The organism is Pseudomonas sp. PICF141 (genome assembly GCF_002286815.1).
Lineage (GTDB): Bacteria > Pseudomonadota > Gammaproteobacteria > Pseudomonadales > Pseudomonadaceae > Aquipseudomonas.
Map to the genome: position 1 here is coordinate 37314 of NZ_MUNM01000088.1, position 17582 is coordinate 54895.

20 protein-coding genes are annotated in these 17582 nt (G+C 60.0%); 7 read left to right on the top strand and 13 right to left on the bottom strand.

Going from position 1 to position 17582, the window contains the following annotated elements; translation table 11 throughout:
- Positions 1–61 precede the first annotated feature (61 nt).
- The 3 genes from BZL43_RS26575 to BZL43_RS26585 all read right to left on the bottom strand — a co-directional run bounded on the left by BZL43_RS26575 (position 62) and on the right by BZL43_RS26585 (position 2391).
- On the bottom strand, positions 62–550 hold the full coding sequence (locus BZL43_RS26575) for a GFA family protein (RefSeq protein WP_095635027.1): 489 nt from the start codon (positions 548–550) through the stop codon (positions 62–64).
- A 112-nt stretch (positions 551–662) separates the two neighbouring features.
- Positions 663–1280, bottom strand: coding sequence for a DNA-3-methyladenine glycosylase (locus tag BZL43_RS26580; RefSeq protein ID WP_095635028.1), 618 nt, complete (start codon positions 1278–1280; stop codon positions 663–665).
- A gap of 28 nt (positions 1281–1308) precedes the next feature.
- Entirely contained in the window at positions 1309–2391 is a 1083-nt protein-coding gene (locus BZL43_RS26585) for a bifunctional transcriptional activator/DNA repair enzyme AdaA (RefSeq protein WP_095635029.1), read from the bottom strand.
- 126 nt (positions 2392–2517) lie between these two features.
- On the opposite strand from BZL43_RS26585, the gene BZL43_RS26590 reads away from it, so the two are divergent.
- Positions 2518–2931, top strand: coding sequence for a VOC family protein (locus BZL43_RS26590; RefSeq protein WP_095635030.1), 414 nt, complete (start codon positions 2518–2520; stop codon positions 2929–2931).
- 3 nt (positions 2932–2934) lie between these two features.
- On the opposite strand, the gene BZL43_RS26595 is transcribed toward BZL43_RS26590, so the two are convergent.
- From BZL43_RS26595 to BZL43_RS26605, 3 genes are all read right to left on the bottom strand, one after another.
- Complete coding sequence (locus tag BZL43_RS26595) at positions 2935–3555, bottom strand: LysE family translocator (RefSeq protein WP_095635031.1); 621 nt, start codon at positions 3553–3555, stop codon at positions 2935–2937.
- 216 nt (positions 3556–3771) lie between these two features.
- Positions 3772–4062 (bottom strand): hypothetical protein, encoded by a 291-nt coding sequence (locus BZL43_RS26600; RefSeq protein ID WP_095635032.1) that lies wholly within the window; start codon positions 4060–4062, stop codon positions 3772–3774.
- 219 nt (positions 4063–4281) lie between these two features.
- A complete protein-coding gene (locus BZL43_RS26605) occupies positions 4282–4494 on the bottom strand; it encodes a DUF1059 domain-containing protein (RefSeq protein WP_095635033.1) in 213 nt (70 codons plus the stop codon).
- 244 nt (positions 4495–4738) lie between these two features.
- Here BZL43_RS26605 and BZL43_RS26610 point away from each other — a divergent pair, with 244 nt between their 5' ends.
- Complete coding sequence (locus BZL43_RS26610) at positions 4739–5326, top strand: LysE family translocator (RefSeq protein WP_095635034.1); 588 nt, start codon at positions 4739–4741, stop codon at positions 5324–5326.
- A gap of 157 nt (positions 5327–5483) precedes the next feature.
- Here the strand turns inward: BZL43_RS26610 and BZL43_RS26615 are convergent, their stop codons facing one another.
- Positions 5484–6317, bottom strand: coding sequence for an AraC family transcriptional regulator (locus BZL43_RS26615; RefSeq protein WP_095635035.1), 834 nt, complete (start codon positions 6315–6317; stop codon positions 5484–5486).
- A 34-nt stretch (positions 6318–6351) separates the two neighbouring features.
- Positions 6352–6855 carry a VOC family protein gene (locus tag BZL43_RS26620; protein ID WP_095635036.1) on the bottom strand — a complete coding sequence of 168 codons (504 nt, stop codon included), beginning with the start codon at positions 6853–6855 and terminating at the stop codon, positions 6352–6354.
- A gap of 517 nt (positions 6856–7372) precedes the next feature.
- Here BZL43_RS26620 and BZL43_RS26625 point away from each other — a divergent pair.
- The 4 genes from BZL43_RS26625 to BZL43_RS26640 all read left to right on the top strand — a co-directional run bounded on the left by BZL43_RS26625 (position 7373) and on the right by BZL43_RS26640 (position 11288).
- A complete protein-coding gene (locus tag BZL43_RS26625) occupies positions 7373–7828 on the top strand; it encodes a (2Fe-2S)-binding protein (protein WP_007906916.1) in 456 nt (151 codons plus the stop codon).
- A gap of 25 nt (positions 7829–7853) precedes the next feature.
- A complete protein-coding gene (locus tag BZL43_RS26630; protein ID WP_095635037.1) occupies positions 7854–10022 on the top strand; it encodes a xanthine dehydrogenase family protein molybdopterin-binding subunit in 2169 nt (722 codons plus the stop codon).
- A gap of 1 nt (position 10023) precedes the next feature.
- Positions 10024–10602 carry a hypothetical protein gene (locus BZL43_RS26635; protein WP_095635038.1) on the top strand — a complete coding sequence of 193 codons (579 nt, stop codon included), beginning with the start codon at positions 10024–10026 and terminating at the stop codon, positions 10600–10602.
- A gap of 74 nt (positions 10603–10676) precedes the next feature.
- Complete coding sequence (locus tag BZL43_RS26640; protein ID WP_095635039.1) at positions 10677–11288, top strand: GGDEF domain-containing protein; 612 nt, start codon at positions 10677–10679, stop codon at positions 11286–11288.
- On the opposite strand, the gene BZL43_RS26645 is transcribed toward BZL43_RS26640, so the two are convergent.
- Entirely contained in the window at positions 11267–12556 is a 1290-nt protein-coding gene (locus tag BZL43_RS26645; RefSeq protein WP_095635040.1) for an amidase, read from the bottom strand. The two genes, BZL43_RS26640 and BZL43_RS26645, sit on opposite strands and share 22 nt — an antisense overlap.
- Positions 12553–12978: a VOC family protein gene (locus BZL43_RS26650; RefSeq protein ID WP_095635041.1), complete on the bottom strand. Its 426-nt coding sequence runs from the start codon at positions 12976–12978 to the stop codon at positions 12553–12555. Before BZL43_RS26650 ends, BZL43_RS26645 begins: the two co-directional genes overlap by 4 nt.
- A gap of 112 nt (positions 12979–13090) precedes the next feature.
- Here BZL43_RS26650 and BZL43_RS26655 point away from each other — a divergent pair, with 112 nt between their 5' ends.
- Positions 13091–13957, top strand: coding sequence for a LysR family transcriptional regulator (locus BZL43_RS26655; protein ID WP_095635042.1), 867 nt, complete (start codon positions 13091–13093; stop codon positions 13955–13957).
- Between the two features lie 177 nt (positions 13958–14134).
- Here the strand turns inward: BZL43_RS26655 and fabI are convergent, their stop codons facing one another.
- From fabI to BZL43_RS26670, 3 genes are read right to left on the bottom strand one after another with little or no spacing between them, the layout of a single operon-like run.
- A complete protein-coding gene (fabI, locus tag BZL43_RS26660; RefSeq protein ID WP_003202751.1) occupies positions 14135–14929 on the bottom strand; it encodes an enoyl-ACP reductase FabI in 795 nt (264 codons plus the stop codon).
- A gap of 21 nt (positions 14930–14950) precedes the next feature.
- Positions 14951–16561, bottom strand: coding sequence for an ABC transporter ATP-binding protein (locus BZL43_RS26665; protein WP_095635043.1), 1611 nt, complete (start codon positions 16559–16561; stop codon positions 14951–14953).
- Position 16562: 1 nt separating this feature from the next.
- Positions 16563–17582, bottom strand: a complete 1020-nt coding sequence (locus BZL43_RS26670; RefSeq protein WP_095635044.1) for an ABC transporter permease — start codon at positions 17580–17582, stop codon at positions 16563–16565.

The window sequence follows — 17582 nt, forward strand, 5'->3', positions numbered from 1 at the left end:
ACCGGGGTATCTACACGGTCGGCGTAGGAGTTGCCGCAGGCTGCGATCTTTTGATCCGGCTTTAGCGGCTCAAACCCAGACGCTCATGCCACTGGGCGATGGACTCTTCAGGCCACCCGTCGCACCGTCGATCAGCGGGCTGCATCTGGACTTCTACCCATGATGCTTTCGAACCGAGCATCACGTGCGTGTTCTCAGGTGGCACTGGCAGAGCTGTATCGATGACCGAGGCGAATGGGTGCACAAGGTCCGGCCATTCAGGGCTGAACACCCATAATCCCGAGCCGCAAACGGAACAGAAATGCCGCTCGGCGGTGCTGCGGTGGGCGCGTTTGTCACCTTTTTCCTTGAGCCGCGCATGGTAAATCGAGATGTGTTTGCGACCGCGTACTTTCAGGCTGGCGGCATCGCCAGCGATGTTGATCGCATAACCGCCGCCGCCCTGGGTCTTGCGACAGATCGAGCAATAGCAGCGTTGATAAGGGTAGGGGTGGGCGCTGGTCAGGCTGAACGATACCGCGCCGCAATGGCAAGAGCCTTCGAGTTGCATGGGAACCTCCGACGGGTCTAGACAGCCTGGACTGTCCGCATTCCTGGACCTGGATTTATGCTGGATGTGCCGGCACTATCGCGAGCCTGCTCGCGATGAACGACAACCCGGTCTAACGGTTGGGCACCCGCCACAAGTACCAAGCCGCCACTGTCCGATATGGGCTCCACGCCAACCCGATGTCAATCATCTGCTTGCGAGTCGGCTGCACCTCCAGCCCCTTCAACCGCCGATAACCCTCGCGTACGCCAAAGTCGTCCGCCGGCAAGATGTCCGGTCGCTCCAGGCTGTAGATCAGCAGCATTTCCACCGTCCAGCGACCGACTCCGCGCAACGTGGTCAAGCGCTCGATCAAGGCCTCATCGTCCATGGCCAGGGCTGTGGCGTAATCCGGCACCACGCCGTCCAGAGCCGCCTGAGCGATACCCTGAATGGTCGCGATCTTGCTGGCGGAAAACCCGCAACCGCGCATCTGCTCGAAGTCTGTCGCCAGAATCTGCTCAGGCCTTGGGAAGGTGTTCGCCGGAAACAACGCCAGCAGCCGGCCGACAATCGCATCGCCGGCCTTGGCGTGCAGTTGCTGATAGGCGATCGCTCGCACCAGCGATTCGTAAGGATCGCGGGCCGCATGGGGTTGATGCAGGCAGGGGCCGATGGCGTTGACGTGGCGTTGCCAGTCGGCATCGAGGGCTGAGAGAAATTCGCTGGCCAGTGGGTAGGTATCGAGCATGGAGCATCCTGAGGAAATGGCGGCGTGATCAGAACGCGAGTTGTTCGGTGATTTGCACCGCGGCACTTTCCAGCCTGAGCAGAAACGCCTTGCGCGGTTGTCCTCCACCATAGCCGGTCAACGAGCCGTCTGCACCGATCACGCGGTGACAGGGCAGGATAATCGCCAAACGGTTTTGGCCGTTGGCCAGGCCCACGGCGCGACTGGCGCCGGGATTGCCCAGTTGCGCGGCGATGGCGCCATAAGTTGTGGTCTGGCCATACGGAATCTTCATCAGCTCGGCCCACACTTGCCGGGCGAAAGCGCTGCCGGGCAGGTGCAATGGCACATTGAATTCGGTCCGTTTACCAGCGAAGTATTGCGCCAGTTCTTCTTCGATTTGTTGCAAATGTCCGTTGTGACCGGGCGCCACGGCGTAGCCGTAACGGTTCTGTAGCTCTTCGATTTCCTTGGTCAGTGCCGGTCGATCAAGAAACTCCAGCAGCACCAGCCCACGCTGTTCAGCCATGGCGATCATCGGCCCCAGTGGCGTGGTCAGTCGGGTGAACAGCAGTGGCTCGCTGTGGGCGGCGCGGCCGGGGGTGATGTGGAATGACTTTTGAAACGCATCGCGAAAACCGCTCAGGGATTCGTAGCCGGAGTCGAAGGCTGCGTTGTCAATGGATTCGCCCTGTTTGATGCCACCGAGGGCGATGCCCAGGCGCCGGCTGCGTAGCCAGGCGTGAAAGGTCATGCCGAAATGCTGCTTGAACCAGCGGCGCAATTTCAGCGGTTCGATGCCCTCGGCCAGCAACTGGGCGTCGGTCCAGCGCAGGTCAGGGTCGGCGTCCACGGACTTGAGCAGTCGCTGCACCCAGTCCGGCGCGATGGCGGCGGCGTCCAGTGGCTTGCAACGCAGACAGGCCCGATAGCCCGCCGACATCGCCTCATCGGCATGGGCGAAAAACTCGACGTTTTCCGGCTTCGGTTTGCGCGCCGTACAGCCGGGGCGGCAGAAAATGCCAGTGGTTTTGACCGCGGTAAAGAACACCCCTTCGTAGGCGGTGTCGCGTTCGAGCATGGCGCGAACCATCTCGGCGTGGGGCGGAAGCACAGCGTTTTGTAGGTTCATGGGCTGAGCATATGCGGTGTCGTCGGGGGGGCTCCACCGGAGAATCGACAATGAATTTTTATGGTTGTGAGCTACAGTCATCGGGTCGGGGGTAATGCTGTAAACGATATTTTCAGGAATCATCCTATGCAACCGTTCACGATCAAACACATCGATCACATCGTCCTGCGCGTCAAGGATCTCGAACGAAGCATCACTTTCTACGGCGAAGTCTTTGGCGCCGAACTGATCAAGCGCCGCGACGATCTGGGCATGGTGCATTTGCGTGCGGGCACTTCGATGATCGACCTCGTCGACATCCAGGGCGAACTCGGCCGCAAGGGCGGTGCCGCCGCCGGCCACGAACGGCGCAACGTCGATCACTTCTGCCTGCGTATCGAACCGTTCGACGAGGAAGCGCTGGTCAGTCACTTGCAGTCCTTCGGTCTGACACCCGAGAAAGCCGCCGTGCGTTTCGGCGCCGAAGGCCACGGGCTGTCGATCTATTGCTTCGATCCGGACGGCAACCAGGTCGAACTGAAAGGGCCGTCCCAAGGGTAATGTTCAGGCCCGTTTCGCCATCAACAACACCGAGGCCGCTGCCGACAACAATCCCGCGCAGCAACGGTTGAATATCCGCTTGCCCCGTGGTTCGGCGAACCAGCGGCGCATGTGCAGGCCCATGTAGGCGTAGGCGCTGATAGCGATCCATTCCAGCAGCAGGAACAATGCGCCGAGCACGACGAATTGCGCGGCAATCGGCCGAGTCGGGTCGACGAATTGCGGCAGGAATGCGGTGAACAGCAAAATCGCCTTGGGATTGCCCGCGGCCACCAGAAACTCCTGCCGCGCCAGAGCGACAATGCCAATTGGCGCGCCGGTCTCAAGCTGTTCGGCCTCGGGATTGGCGCGCCACAATTGCCAGGCCAGGTACAACAAGTAAGCGGCGCCAATGATTTTGATCGCGTAGAACAGCCATTCCGAGGTTTGCAGCACCACCGACAAACCGGCGGCGGCCAGGGCGATCATTCCGGCAAACGCCAACAAGCGACCGACGCCAGCCACACAGGCGCGACGATACCCATAGCGGGTGGCGTTGCTGACCGACAGCAGATTGTTCGGGCCCGGGGCCATGTTCAGGGCGAAGCAGGCCGGGAGAAACAGCGTGAGGGTGGCGAGGTCCATGACGACGGCTCCAGTAACGAGAACCGTATTTTTATCATGAGTGACAAGTGGCCTTGCCCATACAGCGGTGAACGTAAATCGCCATACACTTGTGCCGGTTTGGTTAAGGCATGCGCAATCCATGTAGGCGCCAGGCTTGCCGGCGAAGGCGTCCTTAAGAGTACCTTCGCCGGCAAGCCTGGCTCCACCTAACGTAAGATCAACTGGAATGGCGCGCTACTTGATCTGCACAATGACCGGACCTTCCGTCACGATCGGCGGGTTTGCGTTAATGTTCGAGGCATTTTTTTGAATCCAGTCGCGGGCGACTTTCAAGCTCGCATCGCTGCCGGCCTTGTCCGTGCAAACAGTCACCGACGTACCGCCATCACCCGTATTCAGCAAGGTGTAACTTACCAGGCCAGGCACTGTGCGCAGCGTCGCTTCGACGTCGGCCTTGCGCTCCTCTAAAAGCTCGAAAAGCTGCTTTGCTCCAGTACCCAGGTAGGTTCTTATAACCGCATACATGGTCGTCTCCTTTGGGAGTTACCGTCTTGATGCCAATCCTGATCCATTGATGGCTGTCCAATTACTCAGCTTAGCCAAAGGCTGGCGAGGAGCGAAGCGCAACGACCATCGGCCACTTTTCTGTGGGCTGACGGGGCGGGCAATCTGGAGGGAAAAACAGGGACAGACCACGATTTCAAGGCATGCCTTAACGGGTGGCTTGTCCCTTTCATGCTGTTTTTAAGCGGGACGCGGTGCTTCAACAGGCGGAGTACCGTCGTGAAACATCGTCTTCAGTTGCGCACGCAGTTCTGGTGAGTCGGTGTGTTTGTGAACGCTGACCGCATGCTGGGCGGCGGCCTCGAGCAATTCGTTTTCAGAATCTGCGCACAGGGCAACCGAGCATTTGGAATCGCTTGGAAACTCACGACAGTCGATGTATTTACGGGCCATGATTGTTCTTCCTCCCTACGATAAAGGCAGGTTGTGGCCTGCGTGAACGATCACTCGACGCGATGCCCCCTACATCAAACACGATTGCAGGTCGCATCGCGTGTGCCAACTCTTAGAGTATAGGCCTCGCTACACGGCGTATCGTGGCAGGCGTGCAATGACGCAGAGGGGAGTTTTCTTCAATACGGCGTTCAGGCTGCTCATTACCTTGAAGCCTGGTCAACTGAATTGAAGAAGGTATGCAATGAGTCTGATTCTTTCCATGGCCGCGTTTGCGCTGGCAGCTTCGATTACGCCAGGACCGGTGAACATTGTGGCATTGAGTTCCGGAGCGCGGTTCGGTTTCCGGGCCAGTCAGCGCCATGTGGCCGGAGCGACCTTGGGGTTCGTGCTGTTGTTGGTGTTGATGGGGTTGGGTTTGCATGAGGTGCTGAAACTGTGGCCGTTCATGACCCGGATCGTGCAAGGGGCCGGCGTGGCATTCCTGTTATTCATGGCTTACAAACTGGCCACCGACGACGGACGTCTGAATGCGCAAGAGCCGGGGCGGGCGCCGTCGATGCTGTATGGCGCGGTGATGCAATGGCTCAATCCGAAAGCCTGGCTGGCTTGCGTGGCGGGGATGGGGGCGTTTGTCGCCGACGGCGAGGCGCGGCTGGTTTGGCAGTTTGCGGCGGTGTATCTGGTGATCTGCTACTTGTCGGTCGGTTGCTGGGCGTATGCCGGGACGTTTTTGCGCGGCTACCTGAGCAATCCGGCGGGAATGCGCCTGTTCAATCGGGTCATGGCATTGTTGCTGGCGGTGAGTGCGGGGTATTTGTTGTTGCCATAGACACAAACCAGCCCGGTTTTTGTGGCGAGGGGGCTTGCCCCGTTGGGTCGCGAAGCGGCCCTGCTTTTTTCTCAGTTATACCGCATCCAATAGATTACGACGGCTTCGCCGCCGAACGGGGGCAAGCCCCCTCGCCACAGGGGATTTTGTGTTGGCATCAACCGCGATACTGCCCCGGTGTCGCCGCCAGATGCTGTTTGAATGCGCGCTGAAAGTGCGCCTGGTCGGCAAACCCGGCTTCCAGCGCCACATCGGCGATCAACTTGCCGCTGCGCAGTCGATCCCGGGCGAATTGAATGCGCCGATTGACCAGAAACGCATGGGGCGTCATGCCGTAATGCTGCTTGAAGGCGCGGATCAGGTAGGACGGTGACAATTGCGCCGCCTCGCAAATATCCTCGAGCTTGAGCATCTGTGTGCAGTTGTCGCGAATATAGTCGGCGGCCCGCTCCAGTTTGAAATTGAGGTCGCGCAGCGGTTGCTCGACGGGGTTGAGCCGCTGTTGTACGTCGGTGAAAAACTCCACCGCCGCGCTGTGCTTGCACAGCACGTCTTGCTGCGGATCGACCAACACCTCGTACAAATTGTTCAGGCCGGCGAACAGTTCAATGTCACGATTGTGGGTGATGGAAAACCGGCGAAACGTCGAGTCCTGGCTGAAGCCGAGTTGATGTTGCAAATCGGTCAGCCAAGGCGTTTCGACGTACAGCATCAGGTATGACCACGGCTGGTCGTCGATCGGATTGCAGGCATGCACATCGCCAGGATTCATCAGCACCACGGTGCCAGCACTGACCTGAAACTCCGATTGCTCGTGAATATAAATGCTCTGCCCGGCGGTGATCGCGCCGATGGAAAAGTGCGCGTGAGAATGCCGGCTGTAGCAGACCTCGCGACCGTCGGTGATGGAGCGGGCTTCGATGAAGGGCAGGGCGTCATCACGCCAGAAGCGCGGGGCTTTGTCTGCATCTTTGGTGACGGTGTGCTTCATCTCGGTGTCCTCGGCAGGCCAGAGCCCGAGTGTATTAGCTCTGGCCGGCAAAGGCTCGTTCCAGTTCAGCAATATCGAGCTTTTTCATCTGCAACATCGCTTGCATGGCACGCTGGGATTTTGCCGTGTCGGGGTCTTGCATCATGTGCATCAGCGCCACCGGAATGATCTGCCACGACACACCGAATTTATCCTTCAGCCAGCCGCATTGCTGCGCTTGCACCGGGCCACCGGCCGACAGGTTGCCCCAGAAGTGGTCGACCTCTTCCTGGTTCTGGCAGTTGACCTGGAACGACACTGCTTCGTTGAAGGTGAACACCGGTCCGCCATTGAGCCCGGTGAAGGTCTGGCCATCGAGCTCGAAACTGACGGTCATCACCGAACCTTCCGGGCGCCCATGGATTTCCTGACCGGCCTTGCCGTAATGAGTGATGGCGGTGATTTTCGAGTGATCGAAGATCGAGCAATAAAACTTCGCCGCCGTTTCAGCCTGATCGTCGAACCACAGGCAGGGGGTGAGTTTGGGAAAGCGTTGCATGGCGGTTGTCCTCGGCAGGTTGAACACGCTGGATTATCAGCGTAGTCAGTCCGCGACCGACCGGTGACGCCGTAGATCGACAAGTCCGTAGCAGCTGCCGAGCTGCGCGAGGCTGCGTTCGGCTGCGAAGCAGGTCGTGAAATCAGCAAATGCGGTGTGTCAGGTGAACTTGCAGGTAGGGTTTGCGACGGCTGCGCCGCCGAACGCAGCCTCGCGCAGCTCGGCAGCTGCTATGGGACGGGAGTGACCGGTGGTCGATGAAGGTGGCTTGCGGAGCAAATTGCGCTTAGCTGTAGGGATAACCCAAGGCGCGCGTAACGCCGACCTTGTAAGAGCGAAGCTTGTGGCGAGGGGGCTTGCCCCCGTTGGACTGCGAAGCTGTCCTGAAACCTGCAATCTCGTTCTGCCAAGCACACCGGTATGCACTGGATTTGCGACTGCTTCGCAGCCGAACGGGGGCAAGCCCCCTCGCCACGAGGCGCCCCTTCAGAGCACCGTGAGTCTGAGGAAATCCGCAATGCTGACTCTTAATATCAATGGCAAGGACCAGGAACTGGATGTCCCCGCGGACATGCCGTTGCTCTGGGTACTGCGTGATGTCGCGCATCTGACGGGCACCAAATTCGGTTGCGGCATGGCCCAGTGTGGCGCATGCACCGTACACGTCGACGGCGCGCCGCTGCGCTCTTGCATTACGCCCGCCACGGCGGTGGCCCACGGGCAGAAAATTCTCACCATCGAAGGCTTGTCCGCTGATGGCTCGCACCCGGTCCAGCAAGCCTGGGCCGAGCTCGACGTGGTTCAGTGCGGTTATTGCCAGTCGGGGCAGATCATGTCGGCGGCAGCGCTGCTGGCGAAGATCCCCAAGCCCACCGACAGCGACATCGACCAGGCGCTGTCGGGCAATATTTGCCGCTGTGGCACTTACCCAAGAATCCGTGCCGCGGTCAAACGCGCCGCCGAAATCGGTTGATGCCACGTCGAAAGGAGCCTGAGTCATGGACCACCTCAATCCTGTCTCGCGTCGCGGTTTTCTCAAGGGCAGCGCAGTGCTGGGCGGCGGCCTGGTGGTGGCGTTTGTCATCCCGGGTGCCAATCGCTTTGCCCTCGGCGCCGAGAATCAAGGAAACGTCTTCGCGCCCAATGCCTTTTTACGCATTGGCAACGACAACAGCATCACCGTGCTGCTCGGTCATTCGGAAATGGGCCAGGGCATCTGGACCGGCCTGACCATGTTGATCGCCGAAGAACTGGATGCCGACTGGTCGAAAATCCGTGTCGAGCATGCGCCGGCCTCGGCGGCCGATTATGGCCTGCCGGGATTCGGCGGGATGCAGATTACCGGCGGTTCGACGTCGACCTGGATGGAATTCGACCGCTATCGCCAGGCCGGGGCGGCGGCGCGTTTGATGCTGATCGAGGCGGCAGCCAAGCGATTTGACGTGGCGCCTTCGCAGATTCGCACCGAGTCGGGCGTGGTCATGGCCGGCGACAAACGAGCCACTTACGGCGAATTGGCAGATGACGCCGGCAAGTTACCGGTGCCGGACCCGGCCACGATCAAGCTCAAAGAGTCCAAAGACTGGACGATTATCGGCAAACCCACCCAGCGCCTCGACACCCCGGAGAAAATCACCGGTCAGGCAAAGTTCGGTATGGACGTGCAATTTGATGGGCTGATGACGGCGATGGTCGCACGCCCACCGGTGTTCGGTGGCAGCGTCAAATCCTTTGAAGGCGCCGAGGCGCTGGCGGTGCCGGGCGTGCATAAAGTGGTGCAGGTGCCCACGGGAGTGGCAGTAATTGCCGATCATTATTGGGCGGCGAAGCTGGGGCGCGATGCGCTGAGGGTCGAATGGGACCTTGGGCCGAACGCCGGGCTCGACAGTCAGCAACTGCTGGAAAGCTTCCGTAAACTCGCCGCCACCCCCGGCGCTTCCGCCAGTCAGGCCGGGGATGCGACGGCGACGCTAGGCAAAGCGGCGAAGACGATTGAAGCAGAATACAGCGTGCCGTACCTGGCCCACGCGCCAATGGAACCACTCAATTGCACGGTGAAACTCTCCAAGGACAAATGCGAAATCTGGACCGGCACGCAGTTCCAGACGCTGGATCAAATGATTGCGGGGAAAATCACCGGGCTTAAACCCGAACAGGTCGAGATCCATACCCAATTCCTCGGCGGCGGCTTCGGACGTCGGGCCAATCCGACCTCGGATTTTGTCAGCGAAGCCGTGTACGTCGCCAAAGCGGCGGGCGCGCCGGTGAAAACCGTCTGGGCTCGAGAAGATGACATTCGCGGCGGTTATTACCGCTCGGCGTTCCTGCATCAAGCGCGCATCGGCCTGGGTACCGACGGCATGCCAGTGGCCTGGAAGCATGTGCTGGTCGGGCAATCGATTCTGACGGGCACCTCGTTCGCGGCGACCATGGTCAAGAATGGCGTCGACAAAACCTCCGTCGAAGGCGTGGCCGACAGTCCTTATCTTGTGGGACTGGCCAACCATCAGGTTGAACTGCATTCACCGCAAACCGGCATCAGTGTGCTGTGGCTGCGTTCGGTGGGGCATACCCATACGGCCTTCGTCATGGAGTCGTTGATCGATGAACTGGCAGACGCGGCCGGCAAGGATCCGGTGGAATACCGACGCGCCTTGCTCAAGGCGCATCCGCGGCATCTGGGCGTGCTGAATCTGGCGGTGGAAAAAGCCAACTGGAAAGCCCCCTTGCCGGATGGTCACGCATTGGGCGTGGCGGTGCATGAGTCTTTCGGCAGCTACGTCGCCCAAGTGGCGGAGGTGTCGCAGGAGAATCTGGCGATTCGTGTGCATCGGGTGGTGTGCGCGGTGGACTGCGGCATTGCGGTCAACCCGCAGGGTATCGCCGCGCAGATGGAATCGGGCATTACCTTCGGCCTCGGATTTACCTTGCACAGCAAACTGACGTTCAAGAACGGTCAGGTGGAGCAGTCCAATTATCACGATTATCAGGTGTTGCGCCTGAACGAGATGCCGGTGGTCGAGGTGCATATCGTCCCCAGCAGCGACAAACCGGGCGGTATCGGCGAAGTGGGTGTGCCTCCGGTGGCGCCGGCCGTGGCGAACGCGGTGTTTGCCCTGACCGGACAGCGTCTGCGGGAACTGCCGCTGCAACTGTCGGGGGTGTGAGATGAGACGACATGCATTGGTTGGCGCGATCATGCTGATCGGCCTGGCGGGTTATGCCTCAGACCTGTTCGCTGATGATACCGAGGCGGTAAAGGCGTTCGATACGGTGCAGAAAGTGTTTCAGAGCCCCCGTTGTCAGAACTGTCATATTCCGGGCGATTCACCGTTGCAGTTCGACGCCGGTGTTCCTCACGCAATGAATGTGGTTCGCGGCCTGGATGGCAAGGGCGCGGCCGGTTTGCCTTGCGCTACCTGTCATGCCGAAAGCAATCCACCGGCCAGTTATGGCCCCAACACGCCACCCGGCGCACCGCATTGGAGCCTGCCGCCGGCCGCGCACAAAATGGCCTGGATTGGCCTGCCGGCCGACAAGTTGTGCGCGATGATCAAAGACCGTTCCAGCAATGGCGATCGTGATTTTGCGGCGCTGATCAAGCACGTCAGTGACGACAAGCTGGTGCTTTGGGGCTGGAATCCAGGTGAGGGGCGGGCGCCAGTGCCGGTGCCCCACGATACCTTCGTCACCCGGTTCAAACTCTGGGCCGATGCCGGTGGGCCGTGTCCGGTGGCAGGTAGCTGACCAGCGGCACGTTTATTGGGAGTCATACCGGGGGTGAGCGACTCTAACGTTTATACCCCTCAAAGGAGTGAATGATGTTAACCCCGGGCAAACCGTTCAAAGGCGCTGGCGCAGATGCTTTGCGCACGCCGAATATTCTCGACAGCGCCGCGCAGGATCGCGATGTGTTACGCGACCTGGCGCGACAGGCCGAGCAAGAGCTGACGGGCGTGCAGATGGCGAGCATGGACGAATTGACGCTGCTCTCCAATCGTCATGGCTTCGAGGCTTTGGCCCGGTTAGGGCTGGAGGCCTGCCAGAAATTGGGCATACCCGCGACGCTATTGTTCTTCGACCTTGATGACTTTAAACACATCAATCAGCTCTACGGCCGCGCCGAGGGCGACAACGCCCTGAAAACCTTTGCCGATGTGCTGCGCATAGCCTTTCGTGAAAGCGATGTGATTGGCCGGCTGGGCAGCGATGAATTCGCCGCCTTGTTGACCGGCGCCAGCTCGGTGGAGATTGGCGCGGTCAGAGCGCGACTTGAAGAAATACTCGATGAGCGCAATGCCACGGTGCATCGTGGCTACGACATTCGTTTCAGTGTCGCGCAAATCGAATTCGATCCCGACTATCACAAGACAGTCGATGGCCTGATGCTGGCGCTCGATGAGGTTCGGCATCAAGGCCAGGCCGAATTTTGAGGGCTTCCCTGCAGATCTGCTGCAACCCGGGATGCCGCTCGCAGTAATTCGCCGTCGCGCCTGAACCGCCCGATCATCTGTAGTCCGATCGGTAATTGCGCGTCAGCGCGAGGCAGCGGGATATTCACTTGCGGCCAGCCGAACGCCCCCCAGAATTTGATGAAGTCCGACGGTCCGGTGCTTTCCAGGCCCACCGGCGCGACCATCCCGCAGGAGGCGCCGAGCATGGCGTCGAAGGGTTGGCAACGCTCATTCAGTTGCGGAGCGAGGACTGCCAGCCGGTGTTTGGCGGCGGACTCCTGTTCCCAGGTTGTCGCCGCCGCTCGTTCAAACATTGCCAATGTCGAAGGGCTCAATTGTGTGCGGTGTTGTTGAAATTCCTTCATCAGCGAGCGGGCTCCTTCGCAATCGTTGATCAATTGATGATCATCGAACACGCCAGAAAACTCATCCGGCAACTGCACTTCGCTGACGTGATGGCCGGTGCTACGCAACTGATCCAGCGCCTGCTCCAGCGCGTTAGCCACCTCGGGTTCCACCTGATCCCAACGTGAGGTGCGGCACATACCCAGGTGCAGCGGACGCCGTTCCACGCCAGTGGCCACGAACCCGGGAATCAACACGCTTGCCACGAGCTGCAGGTCGCGCACCGATCGTCCATACCAACCCACGGTGTCGAAGCTGGGTGCCAGCGGCTTTACGCCTTCCAGCGACACCAGCCCCAATGACGGCTTGAAGGCGAAGAGACCGCAGTAGGATGCTGGCTTGAGCAGCGAGCCAGCGGTCTGGGTGCCCAGCGCCAAGGCAAAGAAGCCCGCGGCCATGCCGGCCGCCGAGCCTGCACTGGAGCTGCCCGGCGTGCGGGCGAGATTGTGGGGGTTGCGGGTGGGACCGGTGTGCATGTACGCAAACTCGGTGGTGTGAGTCTTGCCCATGATCAGTGCGCCGGCCTGGCGCAGCAGTGTCACCACATGAGCGTCCCGGGACGGCTGATGGCCGGCGTAAATGGGTGAAAAAAACTGGGTGGGATGGTCGGCGCTGTCGAAGATGTCCTTGATGCCTACCGGCACTCCGACCAGCACGCCTTGGCCGGGGCATTGTGCGGCGGCGGCACGTACTTGGTGGGCATCGAACGAGACGAAGGCCTGGATGTCCGGCTCCAGCGTTTGAATGCACTCAAGAAAGTGTTCGGCGATGGTGGCAGTGCTCGTCTCGCCACTGGCCACCGCCTCGCTGAGTGCGGTGGCGTCAGGGACTCGGCCGATCATTTGGCGAACAACTGGTCGATGTTCTTGAATGCCTTGAACTCCAGCGCATTACCGCAGGGGTCGAAGAGAAACATCGTGGCCTGTTCGCCAACCAGCCCCTGGAAGCGAATCCCCGGCTCGATCACAAATCGCGTGCCCCGAGACTTCAAGCGCTCGGCCAGGTTTTCCCATTCCTCCATTCCCAACACGACGCCAAAGTGCGGAACCGGTACGTCATGCCCATCCACGGCATTGGTGTGGGCAGCTTCCTGAGACGCGTTTTTCGGCGCGAGGTGTATGACCAGTTGATGACCGAAGAAATTGAAGTCCACCCAATGATCGCTGGAGCGACCTTCTGCCAGGCCAAACACTTCACCATAGAAGCGCCGGGCCGCGGTCAAGTCGTAAACCGGGATAGCCAAATGAAAAGGAGATAGTTGCATGGGATGTAACCTCGACGAATTGGGTGTTGAGGAGTTTAGCCCTGTGCTTTTTGATTGAAAGACGATAGTTTTTGCAGCGAGATCAAATTATTTCGATCAATTGGGGCGCCATATGCTGCGGGAACTGAAAACCTTCATTGCCGTGACACGTCACGGCACGTTCGCTGCCGCAGGCATGCACATCGGCCTGACCCAGTCAGCGGTCAGCGCGCAGATCCGCAATCTCGAACAGACGTTGGGCATTCGCTTGTTCGATCGCACCGGACGTCAGGCGATTCTCAACGCGGCGGGGCAGCGGGCGTTGCCGATGGCTCGGGACATTCTTGAGACCTTCAGCCGCATGGCCGTCAGTGACAGCGTCGGCGAGTTTCGTGGCGAATTGAAGATCGGCGCGGTGGCCACCGTGCAGACCGGGTTATTGCCGCGTGCGCTGTTGCGACTCCGGCAGCAGGCGCCATTGCTGGAGGCGAAACTGGTGCCGGGCGTATCGCTGAATCTCTTGAGTCAGGTGGACACCGGCGAAGTGGACCTGGCGATTCTGATCAAGCCGCCGTTCGAATTACCCAAGGAATTGTCGGTGCAAGTCATTCGCCGCGAGCCGTTTGTGCTGATCGTGCCGGCGGAGCTTGAGGGCGACGACCCGTTGCAGATTCTCGCCAACCATCCCCACGTACGCTACGACCGCAATTCGTTCGGTGGGCGCTTGATCACGCGATTTTTACGCGAGCAGCGGATCGACGTGCAGGTCGCGCTGGAACTGGATGAACTGGAAGCCATCGTGAAAATGGTTGAGTGCGGATTGGGGGTATCGCTGCTGCCCAAGGCCGGACTGTGGCTTGAACACGGCGCCAGGGTGAGGGTGATCGAATTGGGCGAACTGACGTTCTATCGGGAGATCGTGTTGCTGCAGCGTTACAGCCAGCGTATGCAGCCGATCCAGCAGTTGTTTGCGCGGTGCCTCACACAGATCCCTGACTAAACTCAAACCCTGTGGGAGCGGGCTTGCCCGCGATAGCGGTGTATCAGTCAACATCCATTTTGAATGTTAATCCGTCATCGCGGGCAAGCCCGCTCCCACAGGGAATTATGTCTGGCCTTGAATTCCGAGCATTAAAAACCCGCCTGAAGAGGCGGGTTTTTAATGGCTAACCGAAGATCACTCTTCGATGTTGCCCATGGCGGTGGTGTTGAAGCCGCCGTCTACGTACATGATTTCACCGCTGATGCCGGATGCCAGGTCCGAACACAGGAAGGCGCCGGCGTTGCCGACTTCTTCGATGGTGACGTTACGACGCAGCGGAGTTTGCGCTTCGTTGGCCGCCAGCATTTTGCGGAAGTTCTTGATGCCGGAAGCGGCGAGGGTGCGGATCGGGCCGGCCGATACGCAGTTGACGCGAGTACCGTCCGGGCCCAGGGAGCCAGCCAGGTAACGCACGCCGGCTTCCAGGGAAGCCTTGGCCATGCCCATCACGTTGTAGTTCGGCATGGTGCGCTCGGCGCCCAGGTACGACAGGGTCAGCAGGCTGCCATTGCGGCCTTTCATCATTTCGCGGCCAGCCTTGGCCAGGGCCACGAAGCTGTAGGCGCTGATGTCGTGAGCGATGCGGAAACCTTCACGGGTGGTGGCTTCGGTGAAGTCGCCGTCCAGTTGGTCGCCCGGGGCGAAGCCGACGGAGTGCACGATGCAATCCAGGCCGTCCCACTTCTTGCTCAACTCTTCGAAGACCTTGGCGATTTCTTCATCGCTGGCCACGTCGCACGGGAAGCACAGCTCAGGGCTCGAGCCCCAGCCTTGTGCGAATTCTTCGACACGACCCTTGAGTTTGTCGTTCTGATAAGTGAAGGCAAGCTCAGCGCCCTCGCGATGCATGGCGGCAGCGATGCCGGATGCGATGGACAGCTTGCTGGCGACACCGACGATCAGTACGCGCTTACCGGCGAGAAAACCCATGTGTTGCTCCTCTTTTCAGGTTTATTGCGCAGTGGCTGGTGCCAGAAAAGCGGCTTCCAGCAACTGCTGTGTATACGGATGTTGGGGGGCGGCAAAGATACTTTGCGCGTCTCCCTGTTCGACCACTTGGCCATGCTTGACCACCATCAGCTGGTGGCTCAGCGCTTTGACGACAGCCAGGTCATGGCTGATAAACAAATACGTCAGGTTGTACCTGGTTTGCAGTGAACGTAGCAGCTCCACCACTTGGCGTTGCACGGTGCGGTCGAGGGCCGAAGTGGGCTCGTCCAGCAAAATCAACGCCGGTTTTAGCACTAATGCCCGGGCAATGGCGATTCTCTGCCGTTGCCCACCGGAAAATTCATGGGGGTAGCGGTGCCGGGATTCCGGGTCCAGACCTACCTCCTTGAGTGCTGCAATAATCGCTTGTTCCTGTTCTGCCTCGGTGCCCATCTTGTGGATCCGCAGGCCTTCGCCGACGATCTGGCTCACGCACATCCGTGGGCTCAGGCTGCCGAAAGGGTCCTGAAACACCACCTGCATCTGCCGCCGTAGTGGTCGAACTTCGCTCTGCGTCAGGCAGTCTAGCTGCTTGCCTTCAAAACGGATGGTGCCTTTGCTACCGATCAGCCGCAAAATCGCCAGGCCGAGCGTCGATTTGCCAGAACCGCTTTCTCCCACAATCCCCAGGGTCTGGCCCTGGGGCAGGCTGAAATTGATGCCGTCGACCGCTTTGATATGGTCCACGGTCTTTTTCAGCAAGCCTTTCTTGATCGGGAACCAGACTTTCAGGTCCTCGACCGCCAGCAATGGCGGGCCAATCACATTGCTCGCCGGTTTGCCGCTGGGCTCCGCTGCCAGCAGTTCCCGTGTGTACGGATGCTGCGGCGCGCGGAACAATTCTTCGCACGATGCCTGTTCGACGATGCAACCGCGCTGCATGACACATACCCGATGCGCAATTCTTCGCACAAGGTTCAAATCGTGACTGATCAGTAACAACGCCATGCCCAGCCGGGCCTGTAATTCCTTGAGCAATTCGAGAATTTTCAGTTGAACGGTCACGTCCAGGGCCGTGGTCGGTTCGTCGGCAATCAGCAACTCCGGCTCATTGGCCAGGGCCATGGCGATCATCACCCGCTGGCGCTGGCCGCCGGACAATTCGTGGGGCAGGGCCTTGAGACGCTTCTGCGGTTCGGGGATGCCGACCATTTCCAGCAGTTCCAGCGTGCGCTTGGTCGCGACTTTACCGGTCAGGCCTTTGTGGATGCCCAGGATTTCATTGATCTGTTTTTCGATCGAATGCAGCGGATTGAGCGAGGTCATCGGCTCCTGGAAGATCATCGCGATCCGGTTGCCGCGGATGTGACGGATGGTTTTCTCCTGCAGATCCAGCAGATTGCGGTCGGAGTAGGTGATGGTGCCGGACGGATGTCGGGCCAGCGGGTAGGGCAGCAGTCGCAGGATCGAGTGAGCGGTCACCGATTTGCCGGAGCCGCTTTCGCCCACCAGCGCCAGGGTTTCGCCGCGCTTGATGTCGAAGCTGACGCCCTCGACCACGCGCTGCACGCGTTCACCGACGACAAATTCGACGGCTAGGTCGCGCACTTCGATCAGATTGTCCTGATTCATTTCACTTCCTCGGGTCGAAGGCATCGCGAGCGGACTCGCCGATGAACACCAGCAGACTCAACATCAGCGCCAGCACCGCAAACGCACTCATGCCCAGCCACGGCGCTTGCAGATTGGATTTGCCCTGGGCTACCAGTTCACCCAAGGACGGCGCACCCGGCGGCAGGCCGAAGCCAAGGAAGTCCAGGGCGGTCAGCGTGCCGATGGCGCCGGTCAGAATGAACGGCATGAAGGTCATGGTCGAGACCATGGCGTTGGGCAGGATGTGGCGGAACATGATCGCACCATTCTGCATGCCCAGCGCACGGGCCGCGCGCACGTACTCCAGATTCCGGCCGCGCAGGAACTCGGCGCGCACCACATCCACCAGGCTCATCCACGAGAACAGCAGCATGATCCCCAGCAGCCACCAGAAATTCGGTTGCACGAAACTGGCGAGAATGATCAGCAGGTACAGCACCGGCAACCCGGACCAGATTTCCAGAAAGCGCTGGCCGGCCAGATCCACCCAGCCGCCATAAAAACCCTGCAAGGCCCCGGCGATCACGCCGATGATCGAGCTGAGAATAGTCAGTGTCAAAGCGAACAGCACCGAAATCCGGAAGCCATAAATCACTCGGGCCAGCACATCGCGGCCCTGATCGTCGGTGCCCAGCAGGTTATCGGCCGAAGGCGGCGCGGGGGCCGGGACTTTCAGATCGTAATTGATGCTCTGGTAGCTGTAGGGGATCGGCGCCCACAAGACCCAGGCGTCCTTGGCCTTGAGCAGTTCGCGGATGTAGGGGCTCTTGTAGTTGGCTTCCAGCGGGAATTCGCCGCCGAACGCGGTTTCGGGGTAGCGCTTGAGGGCCGGGAAATACCAGGTATTGTCGTAGTGCACCACCAGTGGTTTGTCGTTGGCGATCAGTTCGGCGCCCAGGCTTGCGCCGAACAGAATCAGGAACAGCCACAGCGACCACCAGCCACGCTTGTTGGCCTTGAACAGCTCGAAACGTCGGCGATTGAGAGGGGACAGGTTCAT